16 protein-coding genes are annotated in these 19,444 nt (G+C 49.2%); 8 read left to right on the top strand and 8 right to left on the bottom strand.

The window, feature by feature from the left end; genetic code table 11:
• Window positions 1–36: 36 nt before the first annotated feature.
• From atpG to glmU, 4 genes are all read left to right on the top strand, one after another.
• Window positions 37–903: a F0F1 ATP synthase subunit gamma gene (atpG, locus tag LY387_RS16550; protein WP_042478116.1), complete on the top strand. Its 867-nt coding sequence runs from the start codon at window positions 37–39 to the stop codon at window positions 901–903.
• 35 nt (window positions 904–938) lie between these two features.
• A complete protein-coding gene (gene atpD / locus LY387_RS16545; protein WP_006073055.1) occupies window positions 939–2,342 on the top strand; it encodes a F0F1 ATP synthase subunit beta in 1,404 nt (467 codons plus the stop codon).
• A gap of 18 nt (window positions 2,343–2,360) precedes the next feature.
• Window positions 2,361–2,783, top strand: coding sequence for a F0F1 ATP synthase subunit epsilon (locus LY387_RS16540; RefSeq protein ID WP_042478114.1), 423 nt, complete (start codon window positions 2,361–2,363; stop codon window positions 2,781–2,783).
• 153 nt (window positions 2,784–2,936) lie between these two features.
• Complete coding sequence (gene glmU / locus LY387_RS16535; RefSeq protein ID WP_234494889.1) at window positions 2,937–4,298, top strand: bifunctional UDP-N-acetylglucosamine diphosphorylase/glucosamine-1-phosphate N-acetyltransferase GlmU; 1,362 nt, start codon at window positions 2,937–2,939, stop codon at window positions 4,296–4,298.
• A 93-nt stretch (window positions 4,299–4,391) separates the two neighbouring features.
• Here glmU and LY387_RS16530 read toward each other — a convergent pair whose 3' ends face one another.
• The gene (locus LY387_RS16530) at window positions 4,392–5,135 is read right to left on the bottom strand and encodes an amino acid ABC transporter permease (RefSeq protein ID WP_234494888.1); all 744 of its coding nucleotides are present in this window, start codon (window positions 5,133–5,135) and stop codon (window positions 4,392–4,394) included.
• Between the two features lie 92 nt (window positions 5,136–5,227).
• Here LY387_RS16530 and LY387_RS16525 point away from each other — a divergent pair, with 92 nt between their 5' ends.
• The gene (locus tag LY387_RS16525) at window positions 5,228–6,004 is read left to right on the top strand and encodes a transporter substrate-binding domain-containing protein (RefSeq protein ID WP_234494887.1); all 777 of its coding nucleotides are present in this window, start codon (window positions 5,228–5,230) and stop codon (window positions 6,002–6,004) included.
• Window positions 6,005–6,080: 76 nt separating this feature from the next.
• Here the strand turns inward: LY387_RS16525 and punC are convergent, their stop codons facing one another.
• Window positions 6,081–7,286, bottom strand: coding sequence for a purine nucleoside transporter PunC (gene punC, locus LY387_RS16520; protein WP_234494886.1), 1,206 nt, complete (start codon window positions 7,284–7,286; stop codon window positions 6,081–6,083).
• Between the two features lie 138 nt (window positions 7,287–7,424).
• On the opposite strand from punC, the gene punR reads away from it, so the two are divergent.
• Both punR and LY387_RS16510 read left to right on the top strand, forming a co-directional pair.
• Window positions 7,425–8,330, top strand: a complete 906-nt coding sequence (punR, locus tag LY387_RS16515) for a DNA-binding transcriptional activator PunR (protein ID WP_234494885.1) — start codon at window positions 7,425–7,427, stop codon at window positions 8,328–8,330.
• A gap of 85 nt (window positions 8,331–8,415) precedes the next feature.
• The gene (locus LY387_RS16510; protein WP_234494884.1) at window positions 8,416–10,083 is read left to right on the top strand and encodes a sensor domain-containing diguanylate cyclase; all 1,668 of its coding nucleotides are present in this window, start codon (window positions 8,416–8,418) and stop codon (window positions 10,081–10,083) included.
• A 48-nt stretch (window positions 10,084–10,131) separates the two neighbouring features.
• Here LY387_RS16510 and ilvA read toward each other — a convergent pair whose 3' ends face one another.
• From ilvA to ilvG, 5 genes are read right to left on the bottom strand one after another with little or no spacing between them, the layout of a single operon-like run.
• Complete coding sequence (gene ilvA, locus LY387_RS16505; RefSeq protein ID WP_234494883.1) at window positions 10,132–11,670, bottom strand: threonine ammonia-lyase, biosynthetic; 1,539 nt, start codon at window positions 11,668–11,670, stop codon at window positions 10,132–10,134.
• A 2-nt stretch (window positions 11,671–11,672) separates the two neighbouring features.
• Window positions 11,673–13,514 (bottom strand): dihydroxy-acid dehydratase, encoded by a 1,842-nt coding sequence (ilvD, locus tag LY387_RS16500; protein ID WP_234494882.1) that lies wholly within the window; start codon window positions 13,512–13,514, stop codon window positions 11,673–11,675.
• 29 nt (window positions 13,515–13,543) lie between these two features.
• Entirely contained in the window at window positions 13,544–14,485 is a 942-nt protein-coding gene (locus tag LY387_RS16495; RefSeq protein WP_128649116.1) for a branched-chain amino acid transaminase, read from the bottom strand.
• Between the two features lie 14 nt (window positions 14,486–14,499).
• Window positions 14,500–14,781 (bottom strand): acetolactate synthase 2 small subunit, encoded by a 282-nt coding sequence (gene ilvM, locus LY387_RS16490; protein ID WP_103881691.1) that lies wholly within the window; start codon window positions 14,779–14,781, stop codon window positions 14,500–14,502.
• Window positions 14,781–16,427 (bottom strand): acetolactate synthase 2 catalytic subunit, encoded by a 1,647-nt coding sequence (ilvG, locus tag LY387_RS16485; RefSeq protein WP_234494881.1) that lies wholly within the window; start codon window positions 16,425–16,427, stop codon window positions 14,781–14,783. The genes ilvM and ilvG overlap by 1 nt, the downstream gene beginning before the upstream one ends.
• A 479-nt stretch (window positions 16,428–16,906) precedes the next feature.
• On the opposite strand from ilvG, the gene LY387_RS16480 reads away from it, so the two are divergent.
• Window positions 16,907–18,430: a YifB family Mg chelatase-like AAA ATPase gene (locus LY387_RS16480; protein WP_234494880.1), complete on the top strand. Its 1,524-nt coding sequence runs from the start codon at window positions 16,907–16,909 to the stop codon at window positions 18,428–18,430.
• On the opposite strand, the gene LY387_RS16475 is transcribed toward LY387_RS16480, so the two are convergent.
• A complete protein-coding gene (locus tag LY387_RS16475; RefSeq protein ID WP_234494879.1) occupies window positions 18,431–19,408 on the bottom strand; it encodes a DUF2860 family protein in 978 nt (325 codons plus the stop codon).
• Window positions 19,409–19,444 lie beyond the last annotated feature (36 nt).

Raw genomic sequence — 19,444 nt, 5'->3', positions numbered from 1 at the left:
GGGTGACCTTCTGGTCACCACTTATGGAGAGTAACGATGGCCGGCGCAAAAGAGATACGTAATAAAATCGGTAGTGTGAAAAGCACTCAGAAAATTACGAAAGCGATGGAAATGGTAGCAGCTTCAAAAATGCGTCGTTCGCAAGACGCGCGTGAAGCTTCTCGTCCATACGCTGAAACTATGCGTAAAGTGATCGGTCATTTGGCTAACGCAAACCTAGAGTACCAACATCCGTACCTAGAAGAGCGTGAAGCCAAGCGTGTTGGTTATGTCATTATTTCTACCGACCGTGGTCTCTGTGGCGGTTTGAACATTAACTTGTTCAAAAAAGCTGTCCTAGAGATGCAGGATTGGAAACAAAAGGGTGCTGAAGTTGAGCTGGCTGTGATTGGCTCAAAAGCAACGGCATTCTTTAACAACAGCGGTGCGAAAGTAGCGGCACAGGTATCTGGTCTGGGTGATGAGCCTAGCTTAGAAGACCTAATCGGTACTGTAGGCGTCATGCTGAAGAAATATGACGAAGGCGAATTGGATCGCCTGTATGTAGTGTATAACCACTTTGTGAACACTATGATTCAGGAACCAACGATCGATCAATTGCTACCTCTGCCTAAATCTGACAGTGATGAGATGCAGCGCGAACATTCATGGGGCTACATTTATGAGCCTGAGCCAAAACCACTACTAGACGCACTATTGCTTCGTTATATCGAATCTCAAGTGTATCAAGGTGTGGTAGAGAACCTTGCTTGTGAGCAAGCGGCTCGAATGATTGCAATGAAAGCTGCAACGGACAATGCGACCAACTTGATTGATGATCTAGAGCTTGTGTACAACAAGGCGCGTCAAGCGGCTATCACACAAGAACTATCAGAAATCGTTGGCGGCGCAGCTGCGGTTTAAGCTTAGGTAAAACGAAATAGATTAGAGGATTAACGATGGCTACAGGTAAGATCGTACAGATCATCGGTGCGGTAGTCGACGTAGAGTTCCCACAGAGTGACGTACCAAGTGTATACGACGCTCTAAACGTAACGGACTCTAAAGAGCGTCTTGTTCTTGAAGTTCAACAACAGCTAGGCGGTGGCGTAGTTCGTTGTATCGTAATGGGTAGCTCTGATGGTTTACGTCGTGGCGTAACAGTAGAGAACACAGGCGCGCCAATCTCAGTACCAGTAGGTACTAAGACTCTTGGTCGTATCATGAACGTACTTGGTGATGCGATTGACGAGTGTGGTGAGATCGGTGCAGAAGAAAGCTATGCGATTCACCGTGAAGCGCCAAGCTACGAAGAGCAATCTAACGAAGTCGCTCTTCTAGAAACGGGTGTTAAAGTAATCGACTTGGTTTGTCCATTCGCTAAGGGTGGTAAAATCGGTCTATTCGGTGGTGCAGGTGTAGGTAAGACCGTTAACATGATGGAGCTTATCAACAACATCGCACTACAACACTCAGGCCTATCCGTATTTGCGGGTGTAGGTGAGCGTACTCGTGAAGGTAACGACTTCTACTTTGAGATGCAGGAAGCGGGCGTTGTAAACGTTGAGAAGCCTGAAGAATCAAAAGTAGCAATGGTTTACGGTCAGATGAACGAGCCACCAGGCAACCGTCTACGTGTTGCACTGACTGGTCTAACAATGGCAGAGAAGTTCCGTGACGAAGGTCGTGACGTACTGCTGTTCGTTGATAACATCTACCGTTACACACTTGCAGGTACAGAGGTATCGGCTCTTCTAGGTCGTATGCCATCTGCGGTAGGTTACCAGCCAACTCTTGCAGAAGAGATGGGTGTACTACAGGAGCGTATCACGTCAACGAAAACGGGTTCTATCACGTCTGTACAGGCGGTATACGTACCAGCGGATGACTTGACTGACCCGTCTCCAGCAACAACGTTCGCGCACTTGGATGCAACGGTTGTACTTAACCGTAACATCGCTGCTATGGGTCTATACCCAGCGATTGACCCACTAGATTCAACATCTCGTATGCTTGATCCACTAGTGGTTGGTCAAGAGCACTACGAGGTTGCTCGTGGTGTGCAGCAAACACTGCAGCGTTATAAAGAGCTGAAAGACATCATCGCGATCCTAGGTATGGACGAGCTATCTGAAGAAGATAAGCAAGTTGTATCTCGTGCTCGTAAGATTGAGCGTTTCCTAACTCAGCCTTACCACGTAGCGGAAGTATTTACTGGCGACCCAGGCATCTACGTACCTCTTAAAGAGACTCTACGTGGCTTCAAAGGTCTACTAGCTGGTGACTACGATGACATTCCAGAGCAAGCGTTCATGTACTGCGGTACTATCGACGATGCTATCGAGAATGCTAAGAAGCTATAAGGCTAAATAGGAGGCGATATGGCAGCAATAACCTTTCACCTAGACGTAGTAAGCGCTGAGAAAAAGCTTTTCTCTGGTCGCGTAGAAACGTTCCAGGTGTCCGGTAGCGAAGGTGAACTTGGTATCTTCCATGGTCACACACCGCTGCTGACCGCTATTCAGCCTGGTATGGTGCGTATCGTTAAACAGCACGGCCACGAAGAGTTCATTTATGTCTCTGGTGGTATTGTAGAAGTTCAGCCTGGTACAGCGACTGTACTGGCTGATACGGCTATCCGTGGTGAGGAACTAGACGCAGCGAAGGCAGAAGAAGCCAAGCGCAAAGCTGAAGAATCGATTTCTAATCAGCATGGCGACATGGACTTCGCGCAAGCGGCCAGTGAACTGGCTAAAGCCATTGCTCAGCTTCGAGTAATCGAACTGACAAAAAAACGTCGTTAATCTAGCTCGATTAGATTAACCGCGATGAGAAAGGCGACCGTTTGGTCGCCTTTTTGCTTATTTTTTAGCGTAAATTTGCATACCGACATTAACACTGGTGCGATTCATCGTTAGAATGTTGACAGTATTTTTAACGTCAATGGTTTGATAATAATGAAGTTCAGCGCAGTTGTTCTCGCCGCGGGAAAGGGAACCCGCATGTATTCCAATAAGCCGAAAGTGCTGCATACCCTAGCGGGTAAGCCGATGGTGAAACATGTCATCGATACGTGCGAAGGTTTGGGATCTCAAAATATCCACCTAGTGTATGGCCACGGTGGCGACCTAATGAAATCTGCTCTTGAGCAAGAAACCGTAAACTGGGTTCTGCAGGCCGATCAACTGGGCACCGGTCACGCAGTGGATCAAGCGTCACCTCATCTAGCCGATGACGAGAAGGTTCTTGTTCTGTACGGTGATGTACCGCTGATTTCTGAACAAACTATTGAAAACCTGCTAGATGCGCAGCCAACAGGCGGTATTGCACTGCTTACTGTCGTGCTGGATAACCCAATGGGTTACGGTCGTATCGTGCGCAAGAATGGTCCAGTGGTTGCTATCGTCGAGCAAAAAGATGCGACTGAAGAGCAGAAGCTGATTAAAGAGATCAACACGGGTGTGATGGTCGCAACGGGTGGCGATCTTAAGCGTTGGTTATCAGGGCTCAGCAACGATAATGCTCAGGGCGAATACTACCTGACAGATGTTATCGCAGCGGCACACGATGAGGGCCGTGCAGTAGAAGCGGTACACCCAGCGAACCCAATTGAGGTTGAAGGTGTTAATGACCGCGCTCAGCTCGCTCGTCTAGAGCGTGCATTCCAATCTATGCAAGCGCAGAAGCTGCTAGAGCAGGGCGTTATGCTGCGTGACCCGGCACGCTTCGACCTACGTGGTCAGCTGCAGTGTGGTATGGATGTCGAAATCGATACTAACGTCATCATCGAAGGTAGCGTAACGCTAGGCGATAACGTAGTGATTGGTGCCGGCTGTGTGCTGAAAGACTGTGAAATCGATGACAACACGATTGTACGCCCTTACAGCGTGATTGAAGGCGCGACGGTTGGTGAACAATGTACCGTAGGTCCATTCACTCGCCTACGTCCTGGTGCTGACATGCGCAATGACTCTCATGTGGGTAACTTCGTTGAGGTGAAAAATGCTCGCCTAGGCGAAGGCTCTAAAGCAAACCACCTTACTTACCTTGGTGATGCAGAGATAGGTCAGCGCACTAACGTTGGGGCCGGTGTTATTACCTGTAACTACGATGGCGCGAACAAGTTTAAGACCATTATCGGTAACGATGTGTTCGTAGGCTCAGACAGCCAGTTAGTTGCGCCGGTGACGATCGCGGATGGCGCAACGATTGGTGCGGGTACTACCCTAACCAAAGACGTAGCAGAAGGTGAGTTAGTGATCACTCGCGCTAAAGAGCGCAAGATCACAGGCTGGCAGCGTCCAGTAAAGAAAAAGTAATCAAGATTACATTCTCATCGTGAAAAGGGTCTCATTGAGACCCTTTTTGGTTTCTGAAGCTTAGTTAAGCCTTGTGATATATTGTGCTGGTGGTTAGTGACTTGGGATCGCAATCCTTTTCTCTAGCCAGCGCACGGCCTGAGAAACCAGCAGAATCAGCACCAAATACTCCAGTACCAGGAAGGTATAGATCTCTAATGGTAAGTACTCGTTAACCACCAACTCATTGGCACGCCTAGTTAAGTCGCTCAAGCCAATGACACTCACCAATGAAGACATCTTTAAGATGTAGACAAACTGGTTCCCCAGCGGCGGCAGTATCTGCCTAAACGCCTGAGGCAAAATAACCAAGCGCATTTTCTGCCAATAGTTGAGCCCTAACGATTCTGCCGCTTCATGTTGACCACGAGTCACGGCTTGAATACCGCCACGAAACACCTCAGCCATAAAAGCACTCTCAGCGATAGTCAGTGCTATCACGCCAGCCCAGAAATGGTTAAGTGAAACGTCAAGCAGTGTGGGCATGCCGTAGTAGACCCAGAGCAGCAGTACCAGCACCGGAATGGAGCGTATTACTTCAACATAGACGCGGTTTATCGCGCGCAGCCAAGGTTTGTCGGAAAGCGCTGGAAAGGCAACAAGTAGACCCAACAGCATGGCAAATACCATACTGAGCAGCGACACATAGATAGTGTCCTTAAAACCTGCCAATAAGAAGCCGAGGTTGGTTTTCCCTTGTTCGGTGGAGGGGTCGAGCACATACCAGCCCCACTCGTAATCAGAACAACCACTTAGTAGTGGTAGGCACAAAACAGCAGCAAGTAATCGATAGCTCACAATCGTCCCTAAATATTCCTGAAAAATCCATCTGTTACTGCTATGTTATCAAGGATGTACCACGAATGTTTAATAATTTTAGGGACTATTCAATGAAGAAGTGGATTCTGGGTTTTATTATTACTTTTCTTTCTATCGGTCAGGTAGCGGCGGAAACCAGTCGTCTACAAAAAATCTTAGACTCAGGTGTGCTTAGGGTCGGAACCACGGGAGACTGGAACCCGATGACCATGAAAGATCCGGCGACCAACTCTTATCGTGGATTTGATATTGATGTGACTACTGAGCTTGCCAAAGATCTTGGCGTCAAGGTTGAGTATGTGGCGACCGATTGGAAGACATTGGTTAACGGTATTACCGCCAACAAATACGATATCACGGGAAGCGCGTCACTTAACATGTCCCGCGCTAAGGTAGCAGGGTACAGCCAACCGTATTTCTACTTAGCTTTTGTACCAGTAGTGCAAAAGAAAGACCTTGATAAGTACGCTGATTGGGCAGACTTCAACAAGCCTGAAGTTAAGGTGGCAGCGACATTAGGTACAGTGCAAGAGAAGATGGTCAAAGACTTCTTCCCTGATGCCGAACACATCGTGATTGAAGCGCCAGCCCGTGACTTCCAAGAGCTCTTAGCTCGACGAGCTGATGTCTCTGTGACTTCAAACGTTGAAGCGGCGACCTTGGTGACCAAGTTTAAGCAATTGGCGATTGTGCCAGTAGAAGAGCCACGTAAGCCAACGCCAATCTCTATGCTGCTGCCACAAAAAGACCAAGTATGGATTAACTACGTAAACCACTGGGTAGAGCTTAAGAAGACCCAAGGCTTCTTTGACGCGACGGCAGAGAAATGGGGACTGAAAAGTCTGTAAGCACTGTCGATAATAAGTCCAGTCGATAAGTAGAAAGGGCGACCTGCATACTGTGCGAGGTCGCCCTTTTTTGTCTTTATTCGTCGCTAACGACGCGAGAGTTATCAGGAATCGTTAGCTCCTCGGTGACCGCTGGGTTAGCAATCAGATAGCCAATCCACATGACCGCCAAGCAGCCAAGAATCACGTAGCCAACCGCGGATTGCGCCATAACCGCAAACGCAGCCACAATGGCACTGGCTAGGCTGCTTACCCCTATCTGTAGGCTATTTTGCAGACCCGCAGCCGTTGCTGAGCAGTGCGCTGCGCTTGATAGTGCTCGGTTCACTACGATTGGGTATAGAGCGCCATTGGCGACAGCTAACAAACAGAATGGCAATAGGATTGGCCAAACACTGCTAAGCTCCCACTGACACGCCACAAACACCATAAGAATAGCCAAGGTTTCTAAGCCAAGAAGCTGCTTAAGTACAGCGTCGTCACCGAGTTTTGCTACTAGCTTTTTACCCGCATAGCCACCAACCATAAAGGCCACGGTTTGTGGGATAAAGCTAAGACCAATGTCTTTTGCCGAGTAGCCAAGCTGGCTCATGATTTCTGGCATACCGGTTAGGTAAGCGAAAAATGCCGCCGATGCCACCCCGTACATGATCACATTGCCCATATACTCTCTTGATCCAAACAAACTCTTAAGATCGGCGCTGATTGAGGATCGTTGCTCGATGGATTTTGGCTGATCTTCAAGTGATAGGGTGATCATTGCCAGTAGCGCACCAGTGATCGCAAGCACCACGAAAATACTGTGCCAGCCCCACATTTCTGTCAGCAAGACACCAAGCTGTGGCGCGAGCGCTGGAGATAGTGCGACGAGCGGCATAATGGTGGCAAAAATCTGTTGGCTGGTTTTCTTATCAAATTTATCGATAACCATAGATTGCCAGATAACAGCGGGTGCACAGACACCAATCGCCTGCAGCAGACGCAGCGATAGCAACTGCCACACCTGTTCGCTCCAAGCTAGACCAAATGACGCGACGGTGAAGATAGCGAGTCCAGCAAATAGCGTTTTACGATGGCCAAAGCGATCACTCGCCAGCCCCCATACAAATTGACCCAGCCCCATACCAACAAGAAATACCGTCAGTGATAGCGCGATCTGCTCGGGCCCAGTGGCAAAGTCCTGCTCGATAAGTTTAAACGCAGGCAAATACATATCCGTGGCGATAAAGCCCAACATGGACAATGCGGATAAGTAGACAAGTTGAAGTTTAGAGATTTTCATTGTTATTCCTTGAAATATTTTCACAGGAATGGATTGGCGCCAGCCCATACTGCTGATGGGGTGTATTCTATTTTTGGATAAAACAAAAATAAAACGCTATATTTTGTGGTTATCTATCAAAAAATTTGAAAGCTAGTTATGTACTCACGTTCTTCATTAGAAATGCTCGATGTGGTGGCACATTTAGGCAGTTTTAGCGCGGCAGCAGAAGTACTGCACAAAGTCCCCTCTGCGATCAGCTATAGCGTGCGTCAGATAGAGCAAGAGCTTGGCGTGCAGCTGTTTACCCGTTTACCACGCAAGGTTGAGCTGACACCTGCCGGCGAGGTATTCATACTGGAAGCTCGCCAAATGCTGCGCCGCATGGATGAACTGACTCACCAAACCCGCCGTGCAGCTCAAGGCTGGCAAAGTAGCTTAAAGCTGACCCTAGATAATATCGTTAAGGTCGACAAGCTGTCGGATCTTATCGAAGATTTTTACCGGGAGTTTGAGTTTGCTGAGCTGCAGATCAACATGGAAGTATATAACGGAGCTTGGGAGGCTATCTCGCAAGAGCGTGCCGATATCGTGATTGGCGCGACCTCAGCCGTTCCAGTGAGTGGCGAATATGGAGTGAAGAAGATTGGTAGTCTAGATTGGGCTCTTGTCATGTCACCCACGCACCCATGCGCTCAAGTCGATGTGCTGGATGAATCTCTAGTGAGCCAATATCCCGCGATTTGCATTGATGATACCTCGCGTGAACTACCAAAACGTCACACTGAGCACTTTCCACAGCAGCGTCGCCTGTTACTTCCCAACTGGTTTACCGCAATTGAGTGTTTGAAAAGCAATGTAGGAATTGGCTACATGCCCAGCCATATTGCTGAGCCTTTGGTTCGCCAAGGTCTTTTGGTTGAGCGTGTATTGCCGGACGCTAAGCTATCGAGTGAATGCTGCATGGTGTGGCGAAAACATGATAACCATAAGCTCCTTGAGTGGATGGTGGATTATCTGGGCGATGAGCAGCAGCTCTATCGTGACTGGCTGCAATCGACATAAATATCATCTAATCGTTGCTCTTGATTAAAAATGACGCTATTTTGAAAACTGTTAATATGGTGTTCGGTAAAAGTAGCGTTGTTGTATGTCTAAGCTGATTGATAAGAAGTGGCAGATGCTGCCAGTCATAGCGCTATCAGTATGTATGCTGGTTGGGTTGTACGGTTTTTATATCACATTGGAGAAATCCATCCATGACTCCGTAAGGCGAACTACAGAATCGTTGCTTGCGGATGTTATCTATGAAATTCAAGAAGATGCACCAAGCTTTGTCAGCAGTCAGACGATTGATGATTACATCGGCGATCTCACTCAAGCCGATGCTGACGCGCGAATTCAGGTGATTAATGGCTTTGGTACGGTTGTGGGGGACACGGCGCTGTCGGACAGAGCGCTGGTGGATCTCGATAACCACGCAGACCGCCCAGAGTTCATCAAGGCATGGGAAACAGGTGTTGGTGAAGATGTCCGCTTTAGCTCAGTGTTGTCAGTCGACATGTTCTACTCGGCGCGCAAGATGTACGTCGGCGATCAAGACTACGTGATTGTGCTTGCCGTTCCAATGCACCACTTAAAAAGCATTACCTATCAATTGATGGGCATCTTAATCGGATTAGCGCTACTGAGTTTAGCGATTCTGATCACTACTTCTGTTTGGAGTCATCGACAAATCATCCTCAGCGTGACCGAAGAGAAACAGAAACAAGATGAGCGAATTCGCCAACGCACCTTAGAAATTGAGCTCATGCATCGCCTCGCGAATATGCTTGCTGCTTGTAATAACCTGATTGAAGCGCAGCGTGTGGTTGAGGATATCGTGCCGCGTATTCTTGGTAAGGTAAACGGCAGTATCTCGTTGATGCGATCTTCTCGAAACCAGTTGGTGACGCAATTGGATTGGGGTGAGGCATGGCCGGGAAGTCGCAGCTTTGCGCCCGACGAATGTTGGTCGCTGCGCAAAGGTCGAAGTCATCTGTCGATTGAGACCTTCCATAATCTCTCTTGCGAGCATATGGCATCGATCGATCAGAACCAAACCCTGTGTATTCCTTTGACCGCACATGGTAATACCATTGGTATTATGCATCTCTATTTTGGTCAAGGAGAGATAGAGGTTGATGAGATCACAACACAGCTTGCCTATAGCGTTGCCGAGCACTTAGGGTTGGCACTGGCGAACCTGAGCTTGCAAGAGAAGCTGCGTTCGCAAGCACTTAGCGATCCATTAACAGGACTCTACAACCGCCGTTTCTTCGAGCAGAAGCTCACAGAACATGTGAATAACTCGGCGACCAGCACGGAGTCGCTATCTCTGTTGATGTTGGATCTCGACCACTTCAAGCGATTTAACGACAACTTCGGCCATGATGCGGGTGATTACGTGCTCAAAGAGATCAGTGCGATGCTAAAACGCACCGTCTCTGATGATGAAATTGCTTGCCGTTTGGGTGGGGAAGAGCTGGCGGTGATCTTGCCGCATAGTGATATGGATGAAGCGACTGAGTACGCCGACAATATCGTGACACAGATACGTACCATGCACCTTGAGCATAAAGGACTATCGTTGGGTCAACTAAGCGTTTCTATTGGTGTGTCGACTTACCCTGAGCCATCGTCTGATATCGAGGGGCTGGTTAAGATGGCGGATAAAGCGCTCTATATGGCGAAAGAGCAGGGCAGGGATCGCGTCGTGAATTATCGCCAGTACAGTGAGGCTAAATCACCGGAGCTTGAGTTGGTTGAAAGCCAGTAAGCTTCATTGCAACGGATACAAAAACACCCCATAACGGGGTGTTTTATTTTAGGATAAGAAGAACTTATAGGACGGGTTGTCCGTTTCATCTTTGCACTGATAACCAAGCTCTCGAAGGTGAGTTGAGAACTCACTAAGATCGCTATCTTCAAGCTCAAACCCACACAACACACGACCATAATCGGCACCATGGTTACGGTAGTTAAACAGACTGATGTTCCAGTGCGTGCCTAACGTGCTCAAGAACTTAAGCAGGGCACCCGGGTACTCTGGGAACTCAAAGCTGTATAAACGCTCTTTAAGCTGCTTTGATGGTTTACCGCCGATCATGTAGCGAATGTGCAGTTTCGCCATTTCATCATCAGAGAGATCAGCGACTGGATAGCCACCAGTGCGAAGGTCGCTAATAATGCCATCAAGCTCATCTTGGCCGCCAACCAGTCTCACACCAACAAAGATGTTTGCGAGCTCATCGTCGTTGTAGCGGTAGTTAAACTCAGTAACGGCACGCCCACCAATGATATTGCAGAACTCAAAGAAAGCACCTTGACGCTCCGGGATAGTGACCGCGAGTAAGCCCTCACGTTTCTCACCCAGCTCACAGCGCTCAGAGACGTAGCGAAGACCGTGGAAGTTGGTGTTTGCACCAGAAAGCACAGTACCAAGTTGTTTGTTTTTAAGCTGATGTTTTTCAGCAAACTTCTTAAGACCTGCTAACGCCAGGGCACCAGATGGCTCGGCAATAGCACGGGTGTCTTCAAAGATATCTTTCACTGCAGAACAGATCTCATCGCTAGATACGGTAATGTGACCATCAATGTACTGCTGACAAAGCCTAAAGGTCTCGTTACCGATGATCTTCACCGCTACGCCATCAGCAAACATGCTCACTTGGTCAAGGACGACTGGCTCACCAGCATCTAATGCGGCTTTTAGACAAGCAGAGTCTTCAGGCTCAACCGCAATCACTTTGATTTCAGGCATAAGCTGCTTAACCAGCACGGCAACACCCGCCGCCAGACCACCGCCGCCTACAGGGACAAAGATGTAATCAAGGTGACCATTTTGCTGCAGCATTTCCATACCGATAGTACCCTGTCCCGCAATCACCAAAGGGTGATCGAAAGGGGGAACAAAGGTATAGCCATGTTCTTTTGAGAGACGCTCGGCTTCGGCTTTCGCCTCATCAAAGTTGCTGCCGTGAAGTACCACGTTGCCACCAAAGCCACGTACCGCTTCTACCTTGATGTCTGGTGTGGTTTTTGGCATCACGATAGTCGTATTGATACCGAGCTTGGTGCCTGATAGCGCCATGCCTTGAGCGTGGTTACCTGCTGAAGCGGCAATCACACCGGCACGCTTTTGTTCATCGCTAAGGTTCGCCACCATGTTGTAGGCGCCGCGAAGCTTGAACGAGTGTACAGGCTGTCTGTCTTCACGCTTGATTTGGACTTGGTTACCGATGCGAGCGCCGAGTCTTGGCATATCTTGAAGTGGCGATACGGTCGCCACTTCGTAGACAGGAGCTCTGAGAACCTGACGCAGATAATCTGCGCCAGATACGGGATGATTATCTACGTCACTCATGATTAGCCCTCGAGTTTGGACTTATCACGTACCGCGCCTTTGTCGGCGCTGGTGGCTAGATTGGCGTAGGCTTTCAATGCTAGAGAAACAGTACGTTCACGATCAGCAGGTTTCCAGCCAAGCTTGTCTTGCTCTGCGCGGCGAGCGGCTAGCTCGTCTTCAGAAACAACAAGCGTGATCTCTCGATTTGGAATATCGATATTGACCATATCGCCATCTTTCACCAAACCAATGGTACCGCCATTAGCCGCTTCTGGAGAGGCGTGACCGATAGAAAGCCCCGATGTACCGCCAGAGAAGCGGCCGTCAGTCAGTAGTGCACACTCTTTGCCTAGACCCATAGATTTTAGGTAAGTCGTTGGGTACAGCATCTCTTGCATGCCCGGACCGCCTTTTGGACCTTCGTAGCGGATAACCACGACATCACCGGCTTTCACTTTACCGCCTAGGATGCCATCTACCGCATCTTCTTGGCTTTCGAATACCACCGCAGGGCCTTGGAATTTAAGGATGCTCTCATCCACGCCTGCTGTCTTAACGATACAGCCGTCCAGTGCGATGTTGCCTTTTAGTACCGCAAGACCGCCGTCTTGGCTGTACGCATTTTCTTTAGTACGGATACAACCATTTTCACGGTCGTCATCAAGAGTGTCCCAGCGACAATCTTGCGAGAAGGCTTGCGTAGTACGAATGCCCGCAGGGCCTGCGCGGTAGAAGGATTTCACTTCTTCCGAATCCGTCAGCATGATGTCGTATTGAGACAGCTGCTCTTCCATTGTCAGACCAAGTACCGTTTTGGTTTGGTTGTTCAATAGACCTGCGCGGTTAAGCTCACCTAGGATACCGATAACACCACCCGCGCGGTGTACGTCTTCCATGTGATACTTAGGCGTTGATGGCGCTACCTTACAAAGGTTTGGCACGCGGCGAGACATCTGATCGATATCTTCCATATCAAAGTCGACGTCGCCCTCTTGCGCCGCGGCAAGTAGGTGAAGAACCGTGTTGGTTGAGCCGCCCATGGCAATATCTAACGCCATTGCGTTCTCAAATGCTTCTTTGCTGGCGATATTACGCGGCAGCGCTGACGCATCATCTTGCTCGTAGTAGCGCTTAGTGAGGTCAACAATGCGTTTACCTGCATTCTTAAACAGCACCTCGCGATCGGCGTGAGTGGCAAGTAGAGAGCCGTTACCTGGCTGAGATAGTCCCAGCGCTTCGGTTAGACAGTTCATTGAGTTAGCGGTAAACATACCAGAGCAAGAGCCACAAGTCGGACATGCAGAGCGCTCTACTTGCTCACTTTGCTCATCAGAAACCGTTGGATCGGCGCCTTGGATCATCGCATCAACCAGATCAAGTTTGATGATCTGATCAGAAAGCTTAGTTTTACCTGCTTCCATTGGGCCGCCAGACACAAAGATCACAGGGATGTTAAGGCGCATTGAAGCCATGAGCATTCCCGGGGTGATCTTGTCGCAGTTTGAGATACAGACCATTGCATCCGCACAGTGTGCATTCACCATGTACTCTACTGAGTCAGCGATAAGCTCACGTGATGGCAATGAGTACAGCATACCGCCGTGACCCATCGCGATACCGTCATCCACAGCGATGGTGTTGAATTCTTTCGCGATGCCGCCCGCTTCTTCGATCTCTCGAGCGACGAGCTGACCAAGGTCTTTCAGGTGTACGTGACCTGGAACAAACTGAGTGAACGAGTTCACAACGGCAATGATAGGCTTACCGAAGTCTTCTTCTTTAACGCCAGTTGCGCGCCATAGAGCACGCGCACCAGCCATATTGCGACCATGAGTTGTGGTGGCAGAACGATATTTTGGCATTGTAATACTTCCTTAAATTTACTTGGTGCTTACTGGTTATCTTGTGGGTAGACGTAGTCCAACCAGCCCCACTTATCTTCAGTGGTGCCGTTGAATAAACCGAAGTACGCATCTTGCATCACTTTGGTGATTGGGCCGCGTTTGCCTTCGCCTACTTCAATCTTATCGATAGTACGAACTGGAACGATTTCCGCCGCCGTACCTGTCATGAACACTTCATCAGCAAGATATAGCGCTTCACGAGCAATGTTGGCTTCACGCACTTCATAGCCCATGTCTTTTGCTAGCGTCATGATAGAGTCACGGGTAATACCAGGAAGGATAGCGCTGGTGGCTGGTGGCGTCGTAATCACGCCATCTTTGACCACGAAAATGTTTTCACCTGCGCCTTCTGATAGGTAACCGTCAACGCTCAGCGCGATGCCTTCATCATAGCCATGACGACGGGCTTCACCGCCAACCAAGAGCGACGATAGGTAGTTACCACCCGCTTTTGCCGCCGTTGGAATCGTGTTAGGTGCTGCGCGATTCCAACTAGAAATCATCGCATCTACACCGTTTGCGAGTGCTTCTTCACCTAGGTAAGAGCCCCATGGGAAAGCAGCGATGATAAGATCCATTACCGTACCTTCTGGTGGACAAACACCGAGACCAACATTACCAACAAAACCAAGAGGACGGATATACGCGGATTCTAGCTTGTTTTGACGTAGCGTTTCGCGCGTCGCCTCCATGATTTCTTCTTCGGTAAAAGGAATTGGGAAGCGATAAATTTTTGCAGAATCTTTTAGACGCTTAGCGTGCTCAGGGTGACGGAATACCACAGGCCCTTTTGGCGTGTTGTAACAGCGAACCCCTTCAAAAACCGATGTGCCATAGTGCATTGCGTGGGTTAAGACGTGTACATTCGCCTCTGCCCATGGAACCATCTCACCATTAAACCAAATAAAATCTGCTGTACTTTTAGCCATTTAGCATTCCTTCCTTATGCACTTTGTTCTTGTAGGTTGTGATTGGTCAGTTCGTTGTGTTTAAGCTCTGTTACCTCGACGGTACGAATATCCCAAAGCTTTTCAATCTGGTTGATCAAGGTAGTGATCGGGCGATCGCTGTCTACGATGATCTCAACACTGGCAATCTTACTCTCATGGTTTTGAGTGGCGGCCACTTGTTTGATGATAAAGCCACGGTGGCGAATCACGCGCAATACGCGCTCAAGCAAGACAGGTTTGTCATCGGCTTTGATGTCTAGTAGATATCTGTCCATTAGGTATTCTCCAACATGTCACTATTTGAGGCACCTGGTGGAACCAAAGGCCATACGTTTTCTTCTTCATCGATCAGCACGTGCAGCATGTAAGAGGTCTTTGACTCCAGCATCTCTTTCAGTGCTGGCTCGACTTCTTCTTTGCGCGTGATGGTCTTGCCAGGAATATCAAAGGCTTTAGCTAGCATGACGAAATCTGGGTTGTCATCCAAAATCGTTTCACTATGTCTGCCGTCGAAGAACAGTGACTGCCACTGTCTTACCATACCAAGACGTTGGTTATTTAACAGTACAATTTTTACTGGGATCTGACGGCGCTTAAGCGTGCCGAGCTCTTGAACGTTCATCATGAATGAGCCGTCACCGGTAATCAGCACTGATTGGTCATCAGGACGCCCAACTGCCGCGCCCATCGCCGCAGGCAGACCAAAGCCCATAGTGCCGAGACCCGCTGAGGTAATAAAGTTCTCAGGCAGTCTTGGCTGAATGTGCTGAGCAGCCCACATCTGGTGCTGACCAACGTCGGTAGAGACGATGGAGTTTTCTGGCATCATGTCCGAAAGCTGTTTTAGCAGCAGCGGAGCAAAAATCAGATCGCCTGGGTGGTCGTAGCGCCATTTGAAGCCGCTGCGAAGACTCTCACTGTGATGTGCCCATGCGTTGATGTCTTTTGATAGCTCAAGCTGAGGCAAGATCACATTGATGTCACCACGTAGCGCCGCATGCGCCTCGCGCAGCTTATTGAACTCTGCCGCATCGATATCGATGTGAATCACCTTCGCGTGCGGTGCAAACGTATCTAGCTTACCGGTCACGCGGTCATCAAAGCGCGCGCCGACTACAATCAGTAGGTCACACTCTTGCACCACCAAGTTCGCGGCTTTGGTGCCGTGCATACCAAGCATGCCTAGATAGTGAGGGTCGTGGCGGTCAATCGTACCAAGACCTTTTAGCGTGCTGACACTTGGCATAGGGTTGATGCGAAGGAATTCGCGAACCGACTCGGTCGCATTGGCAAGCTGAACACCACCACCGACATACAGCACCGGACGAGAGCTTTCATCAAGCAACTGCTGCGCGCGTTTTACCTGCTGCTCATCAGCAACCGGGATTGCAGGTGGTGTAAATGGAGGAAGCACGTCCACCGGAGCATTAGCAAGTTGGACATCTTTGGCGATATCAACGATGACAGGACCAGGTCTGCCTGTTTTAGCAACTTCAAATGCTTCGGCTAGAGTGGGAGCGAGTTCGTTGATATCAGTCACGAGGTAGCTGTGTTTGGTACACGAGAGAGACATACCGATCACATCCATTTCTTGGAAGGCATCAGTACCGATATGTGAACTAGCAACTTGGCCAGTGATAGCAACGAGAGGGATAGAATCAAGGAAAGCGTCGGCAAGGCCGGTGACAAGGTTGGTGGCTCCAGGGCCTGAGGTTGCCATGCAAACAGCAACATCTTTGGTGGCTCTTGCCATTCCGATGGCAGCCATTGCAGCGCCTTGTTCGTGTCGGCAAAGGATATGTTCCACACCACCGTCATACAAGGCATCGTAGATTGGCATGATGGCTCCCCCTGGGTAACCAAACACGGTCTCGATACCTTGCTGCTTCAATGCGGCTACAACTAATTCAGCACCTGTCATTATAGCCTCCTTGAGTGCCACGCTTATCGTGACGATTTGTCGTTCGCTTGCACATGTTGTGCTCCATTCTTCCTGTCATCTCAGCCAGTTGGCCTTCAATGAGTGATCACTATCAAATTACTAATATGAGTTTGTAAAAAAACCCCCGGACTTTTCAGTGCGGGGGTTTTTAAAATCTTGTGGTTATTTAACGCCCACATGCCCCCGTGCGGTACCAATCAGGACCACAATAATCAGGCTAATCAGAGTGTGAGAGTGTGCGTTAAAAGTCATTATCTTGTTTATTAATCGTTGCGTTGTGTCTAACGAAATTGTTTGCGTCCCTAGTGGTATCACAAATTTCTGTTAGCTGACAAGCAAAAAATCATACTTTCTTCACATTTACTCAGCATTAAATGTCGAGATATAACATTGGGTATATATAAAAATCTGACTTTTAACCGCCCAACAAAGAGAAGTCGGAATAAAAAAGGGATTCTATGGGATTATCTATTATTTATAGCCGTGCCAGCGTTGGTGTGGAGGCACCTTTGGTGACGGTGGAAGTGCACATCAGTAATGGTATGCCAGGCTTTACACTGGTAGGACTTCCCGAGACAACCGTAAAGGAATCCAAGGACAGAGTTCGCAGTGCCATCATCAACTCTCGCTTCGAATTTCCTGCTAAAAGAATTACCGTTAATCTCGCCCCTGCGGATCTGCCTAAAGAGGGAGGACGGTTTGATTTACCAATAGCGTTAGGAATACTCGCCGCGTCCGACCAACTGCCACACGATAAGCTGCTGGCACATGAGTTGGTCGGTGAACTGGCTCTGTCTGGGGAGCTTAGATCGGTGAAAGGTGTGCTACCTGCCGCGCTCGCCGCCAACAAAGCGCAGCGCTGCTTGCTTGTGCCAGAAGACAATGGCGATCAAGCTGCGCTCGTGGGCAAAGAGAACCACAAGTCTGCCTCCTCACTATTGGATGTGTGCAGCTATCTGATGGGGCAGCAGACGCTTTCTTTAGTGACCAGTGAAGCGCGAGCGCCATCTTCCGCTAAAACGCGCGATCTTCAAGATATTATTGGTCAGCAACAGGGTAAACGTGCCTTGGAGATCGCAGCGGCAGGTAATCATAATCTATTGTTCTTGGGACCACCGGGCACCGGCAAGACCATGCTTGCCTCTCGCCTGTGTGACTTGCTGCCGGAGATGAGTGAAGAAGAAGCGATGGAAACCGCCTCTGTCGCTTCGTTAACTCAGCAGGAGATCAACGAGAGCAACTGGAAAACCAGACCCTTTCGAGCGCCCCATCATTCCAGTTCAATGGCCGCACTGGTTGGTGGCGGATCTATTCCAAGACCGGGAGAAATCTCTCTGGCGCACAACGGGCTGCTTTTCTTAGACGAGATGCCGGAGTTTGAGCGTAAAGTGCTGGATTCACTTCGTGAGCCACTAGAGTCTGGTGAGATCATCATTTCTCGCGCCCAAGGAAAAACGCGTTTTCCAGCGAGATTTCAGCTTGTTGGTGCACTAAACCCGAGCCCTACAGGCTACTACGAAGGCAATCAAGCCAGAACCAATCCCCAGCTCATTCTTCGTTATCTGAGCCGATTATCCGGACCTCTGCTGGACAGGTTTGATATGTCTATCGAGATACCTTCACTGCCCAAAGGGACCTTGGCGGAAGGTGGCGATAGGGGAGAAACCACGCAAGTGGTTAAGCAGCGTGTGTTGGTTGCCAGAGAGACCATGCTATCGCGAAGTGGCAAGGTCAATGCCCTGTTGCAAAGTCGTGAAATTGAGCATTACTGCCAATTAGAAAAAGCCGATGCCGAGTTTCTGGAGAATGCTCTGCATCGACTCGGTCTATCGATACGCGCGTATCATCGTATTATCAAGGTGGCGCGAACCATTGCTGACCTTGCCAATGAGCCCAACATCCAGAGAGCTCATATCGCAGAGGCGCTAGGCTACCGCGCCATGGACAGATTGCTCAAGCAGCTTACTGCGCAAGCGGTGTAGTTAAAACGCGAAGTTCATACCGATAGAGGTGATCCAGTCTGCGGAGTCATAGAAGGCGATTGAGGAATCTGTCGCGTTGTAGCCAGATAGTGAGATCAGCGACAGTGAGTCGATGTTTCCTAGCGACAGGTATTCATAGGCAAGAAACGCACTGTACTTGTCGTCGATACGACCAGACTGCTCGAATATTGCGTTGTTACCACGATATTCGTGATTCATGTAGCTCATGGTTGCAGCGATGCTATGTTTTTTATGAACAAACAAAGCAGTAAGTTCGCTGCCCACACCTTGGTTGTTAAGCGCTTCGCCTTTGGCGTCATCGAGGAGGTAAATCAGCGAGGGAAACAGCGTCCAAGCGTTGCTCATTGATAGGGTGTAAGAGCCTTTGACGTAGTACATGTCACTGTTACGGTCGTATTGACTCGACAGGTTGTTTGTTAGGTTGGCGGCGGAGCTTTCGTCGGTTACCTCGCGGTTGCCGTAAGCCATATCAAGGGTAAATAATGAGCCCGCAATATTCTCTATCTGTAGGCGATAGGCTTCGCCCCTTGCTTCGGTTTCTTCGAGCTGATCGGCACCGACGTAAGGGTTTTTCCAGATGGGCTCACCAATCACGGTAGGGAGATAAGAGGCACTCCAAATGGAGCCGTCTTGCAATTGCTGGCGATAGCCACCTTCGAGCACAAAGGTACCTACTGCGATGTCGTCTCGAGATGTACCGACAAACCACTCTTTGTCACGCTGAGCACCATAGGTGTATTTCACCATGCCAAGTGGCATCCAAAAATCATCATAGGCTTCTTGCGAGGCGCTGATTTTTGGATCTAAGCTTGCGACAAGATTCGACTTATCACCAACCTGCGCACTACTGATGGATATCTCTCCGCTAAACCCGCTCTCGGGTGCAAGAGCCGCCGATACTGAATGGGAGAACACTACCAGCAGAGTGGCGCTGAGAAGAGGCTTGCTTATCGTCATACTATATCCGTCAGAAAAAGGCACGCTCATCACGTA

The sequence above is a fragment of the Vibrio maritimus genome (assembly GCF_021441885.1).
Lineage (GTDB): Bacteria > Pseudomonadota > Gammaproteobacteria > Enterobacterales > Vibrionaceae > Vibrio > Vibrio maritimus_B.
This window is presented reverse-complemented; position numbering and strand designations above follow the sequence as displayed.

What these genes read in the sequence shown, in the direction of transcription:
- atpG (WP_042478116.1), top strand. Translation starts at nt 37, where the DNA reads ATGGCCGGCGCAAAAGAGATACGTAATAAAATCGGTAGTGTGAAAAGC.
- atpD (WP_006073055.1), top strand. Translation starts at nt 939, where the DNA reads ATGGCTACAGGTAAGATCGTACAGATCATCGGTGCGGTAGTCGACGTA.
- LY387_RS16540 (WP_042478114.1), top strand. Translation starts at nt 2,361, where the DNA reads ATGGCAGCAATAACCTTTCACCTAGACGTAGTAAGCGCTGAGAAAAAG.
- glmU (WP_234494889.1), top strand. Translation starts at nt 2,937, where the DNA reads ATGAAGTTCAGCGCAGTTGTTCTCGCCGCGGGAAAGGGAACCCGCATG.
- LY387_RS16525 (WP_234494887.1), top strand. Translation starts at nt 5,228, where the DNA reads ATGAAGAAGTGGATTCTGGGTTTTATTATTACTTTTCTTTCTATCGGT.
- punC (WP_234494886.1), bottom strand. Translation starts at nt 7,286, where the DNA reads ATGAAAATCTCTAAACTTCAACTTGTCTACTTATCCGCATTGTCCATG.
- punR (WP_234494885.1), top strand. Translation starts at nt 7,425, where the DNA reads ATGTACTCACGTTCTTCATTAGAAATGCTCGATGTGGTGGCACATTTA.
- LY387_RS16510 (WP_234494884.1), top strand. Translation starts at nt 8,416, where the DNA reads ATGTCTAAGCTGATTGATAAGAAGTGGCAGATGCTGCCAGTCATAGCG.
- ilvA (WP_234494883.1), bottom strand. Translation starts at nt 11,670, where the DNA reads ATGAGTGACGTAGATAATCATCCCGTATCTGGCGCAGATTATCTGCGT.
- ilvD (WP_234494882.1), bottom strand. Translation starts at nt 13,514, where the DNA reads ATGCCAAAATATCGTTCTGCCACCACAACTCATGGTCGCAATATGGCT.
- LY387_RS16495 (WP_128649116.1), bottom strand. Translation starts at nt 14,485, where the DNA reads ATGGCTAAAAGTACAGCAGATTTTATTTGGTTTAATGGTGAGATGGTT.
- ilvM (WP_103881691.1), bottom strand. Translation starts at nt 14,781, where the DNA reads ATGGACAGATATCTACTAGACATCAAAGCCGATGACAAACCTGTCTTG.
- ilvG (WP_234494881.1), bottom strand. Translation starts at nt 16,427, where the DNA reads ATGACAGGTGCTGAATTAGTTGTAGCCGCATTGAAGCAGCAAGGTATC.
- LY387_RS16480 (WP_234494880.1), top strand. Translation starts at nt 16,907, where the DNA reads ATGGGATTATCTATTATTTATAGCCGTGCCAGCGTTGGTGTGGAGGCA.
- LY387_RS16475 (WP_234494879.1), bottom strand. Translation starts at nt 19,408, where the DNA reads ATGACGATAAGCAAGCCTCTTCTCAGCGCCACTCTGCTGGTAGTGTTC.